This window comes from Sphingomonas sp. CCH9-E2 (assembly GCF_001557215.1).
Lineage (GTDB): Bacteria > Pseudomonadota > Alphaproteobacteria > Sphingomonadales > Sphingomonadaceae > Sphingomonas.
This window is the reverse complement of record NZ_LSJM01000064.1, coordinates 1-2,879: the sequence shown is the minus strand read 5'-3', so window position 1 is coordinate 2,879 and position 2,879 is coordinate 1. Positions and strand designations below refer to the sequence as shown.

Sequence of the window (2,879 nt, the reverse complement as noted above, 5' to 3'; positions counted from 1 at the left end):
GGCGGGTAGATATCCGTCTCTCCTCAGCCCAACCGCTACACCAACCCCTGGACCTCCTCCACAAACCGCATCACCGAAATCGGCTTGGTCACATAGGCATTCGCACCCGCCGCCCGGATCCGCGCTTCGTCCTCCTGCCCGGCATAGGCGGTCACCGCCATCACCGGGATCGCCTTCAGCGCCGGGTCGCCGCGCATGCGGGCGATGATGTCGATGCCGGAAATGTGCGGCAGCTGGATGTCGGTGATCACCAGATCGGGGGCAAAGCTGCGCGCGGTCGCCACCGCCTCGCGCCCGTCGCGCACCGGCATCGTCTCGAACCCGTGCGCGCGCAGCAGGTCGCAGAAAAGTTTGAGATTGAGTTCGTTGTCCTCGACAACCAGCACCCTTTTTGCCACGCGATCCCTTCGACGAACGATTGGCCAACGAACGATTGGGCGAAGCTCTAGGCGATGCGCGACGCGGTGACAAATGAGGAGGCGGGGACGCTCGCACTGGGCGCTCTGGCCTGGGCGGTGTCGGATGCGGCGCGCGCCCACCGGCTGCTCGACCTCACCGGCCTGTCGCCGCACGACCTGCGCGCCCGCGCCGCCGATCCGCAGGTGCTGGCCGCCGTGCTCGGCTTTCTTGAGGCGCATGAGCCCGATCTGATCGCCTGCGCCGACGCGATCGGCACCACCCCCGCCGCACTCGTCGCCGCTCGCCACGCGCTGGAGACCCAATGAAGCCGCTCCTGATCTGCGACTGCGACGAAGTGTTGCTGCACATGGTGCGGCATTTCGGCGCCTGGCTCGACGAAGCGCATGATATCGAGTTCGACCTGAGCAGCCACGACTGGGCGCGCGCGATGAAGCCGCGCGATGGCCGCGCGCTGACACCGGAAGCGATGTGGGGCTATCTCGATGGCTTCTTTCCGGCGCAGATGGATCGTCAGACGCTCGTCCCGCACGCGCGCGAATCGCTTGAGGCGCTGTCGCAGCAGGCCGACATCGTCATCCTCACCAATCTGCGCGATCATTGCCGCGAACATCGCATCGCCCAGCTCGACACGCATGGCATCGTCCATCGCGTCGAATGCAATCAGGGTGGGAAGGGGCGCCCGGTGGCGCAGCTGGTCGAGGAACATGGCGCCAGCGTCGCGGTGTTCGTCGACGATCTTGCGGTCCATCACCAGTCGGTCGCGCAGGAGGCACCGCACGTCTTCCGCCTGCACATGGTGTCCGAACCGCGACTCGCGCCGCATGTCCCGGTCGCGCCGCACGCCCATGCGCGCATCGATGACTGGCGTGAGGCGCAGCGCTGGATTTCCGCGCGCTTTGCCGATGGCACGCCAGCACCTCATCCATAATCCCACGGAGACTCACAATGACCGACGTCCACGCCCGCCTCGCCGAACTCGGCCTCGAACTGCCCGAAGCCGCTGCGCCGGTGGCCGCCTATGTCCCCACCGTCACCGCCGGCGGGCTGATGCACGTGTCGGGGCAGCTGCCGTTCAAGGACGGCGTGGTGATGACCGGCCGCCTGGGTGAGGACCGCGACCTGGCCTATGGGCAGGAAGCCGCCCAGCGCTGCGGCCTGATGGTCGTCGCTCAGATCGAAAAGGCGCTGGGCGGCTTCGATCGCGTCGAGCGGATCGTGAAGCTCGGCGTGTTCGTCAATTCCGCGCCCAGCTTCACCGATCAGCCCCAGGTCGCCAATGGCGCGTCGGAGCTGATGGAAAAACTGTTCGGCGAAGCGGGCCGCCACGCCCGCGCCGCAGTCGGCGTGGCGGTGCTCCCGCGCGGTGCGGCGGTCGAGATCGACGCAGTTATTGCGGTTAAGTAACGGTCTCCGCTGTTACAATTCTGTTGCGCCGCCGCAACAGCGGCGGGGCAATTGCACGCTGCCCCCGAAATGGAATTGTGCAGCGCAACGAATTACGGCAACTTTCACGCGGTGGGAGGCGATAGCCGCGCCGGGACGCATGTCCTGAGCTTAATGTGGCAGCCCTTTCACTGCAGGTGGGGACCGAAATCGCACCAAGACGAAAGGGATCCCATGCGTTTCACCAAGGCCATCGCCGGCGCGCTGCTGCTCGCCGCCACTGCAACCCCCGCGTTCGCGCAGGACGAAACCGAAGCGCCTGACGCGTTCACCATCACCGGTGGTGCGACGGTCGTCAGCGACTATCGTTTCCGCGGCTTCAGCCAGACCAGCGAAGAAGCGACGATCCAGGGCACCTTCACCGTCACCCACGAAAGCGGCCTCTATGCCGGCGTCTGGGGTTCGGGCATCAGCTTCAACAACGGCAGCGAAATCGACGTTTACGCCGGCTTCGCCAAGGAAGTGACCTCGGGTCTGACCGCCGATGTCGGCATCACCGCCTATTTCTACCCGGGTTCGTCCGACACCACCGTGTATGAGCCCTATTTCGCGCTGACCGGCACCGTCGGCCCGGCGACGATCAAGGGCGGCCTCGCCTGGGCGTGGGGCGGTCAGGACTCGCTCGGCGACGACAGCGCGATCTACGCCTATACCGATGTCGCGGTCGGCATTCCGGAAACCCCGCTGAAGCTGAAGGGCCATCTCGGCTATGCCAAGAGCGACAGCTTTCTCGGCGGCCTCGACGGCGAAGTGATCGACTATTCGATCGGCGCAGAAGTGACCTGGAAGGCGCTGACGCTCGGCGTGTCCTACGTCAACACCGACGAGACCACCGCGCTCGGCTGGAAGGATTCGATCGGCGCGGACGGCGCAGTGCTGTTCACGCTCGGCGCGTCGTTCTAAACGCACCGCGCAGACAAAGCGAAGGGCCGCGGAACACGGGTTCCGCGGCCCTTTTGCTGTGTCGATGTGGCGGATGGATCGATCCTCCCCCGCCAGGGGGAGGTGGCGCCGAA

At 66.1% G+C, this 2,879-nt stretch carries 5 protein-coding genes; 4 read left to right on the top strand and 1 reads right to left on the bottom strand.

Annotated features, from left to right (window positions below; genetic code table 11):
* Positions 1-35: 35 nt before the first annotated feature.
* Entirely contained in the window at positions 36-398 is a 363-nt protein-coding gene (locus AX681_RS03630) for a response regulator (protein WP_066664930.1), read from the bottom strand.
* Between the two features lie 54 nt (positions 399-452).
* Between AX681_RS03630 and AX681_RS03625 the strand changes: the two genes are divergently transcribed.
* The 4 genes from AX681_RS03625 to AX681_RS03610 all read left to right on the top strand — a co-directional run bounded on the left by AX681_RS03625 (position 453) and on the right by AX681_RS03610 (position 2,766).
* Entirely contained in the window at positions 453-725 is a 273-nt protein-coding gene (locus AX681_RS03625) for a DUF3572 domain-containing protein (protein ID WP_066664933.1), read from the top strand.
* Positions 722-1,348, top strand: a complete 627-nt coding sequence (locus tag AX681_RS03620; RefSeq protein ID WP_066664937.1) for a hypothetical protein — start codon at positions 722-724, stop codon at positions 1,346-1,348. Before AX681_RS03625 ends, AX681_RS03620 begins: the two co-directional genes overlap by 4 nt.
* 17 nt (positions 1,349-1,365) lie before the next feature.
* On the top strand, positions 1,366-1,824 hold the full coding sequence (locus AX681_RS03615; RefSeq protein ID WP_066664887.1) for a RidA family protein: 459 nt from the start codon (positions 1,366-1,368) through the stop codon (positions 1,822-1,824).
* Between the two features lie 213 nt (positions 1,825-2,037).
* Entirely contained in the window at positions 2,038-2,766 is a 729-nt protein-coding gene (locus tag AX681_RS03610) for a TorF family putative porin (RefSeq protein ID WP_066664884.1), read from the top strand.
* The last annotated feature ends 113 nt before the right edge of the window (positions 2,767-2,879 follow it).

Coding starts and splice junctions, on each gene's coding strand:
- AX681_RS03610 (WP_066664884.1), top strand. CDS start 2,038: ATGCGTTTCACCAAGGCCATCGCCGGCGCGCTGCTGCTCGCCGCCACT.
- AX681_RS03615 (WP_066664887.1), top strand. CDS start 1,366: ATGACCGACGTCCACGCCCGCCTCGCCGAACTCGGCCTCGAACTGCCC.
- AX681_RS03625 (WP_066664933.1), top strand. CDS start 453: ATGCGCGACGCGGTGACAAATGAGGAGGCGGGGACGCTCGCACTGGGC.
- AX681_RS03620 (WP_066664937.1), top strand. CDS start 722: ATGAAGCCGCTCCTGATCTGCGACTGCGACGAAGTGTTGCTGCACATG.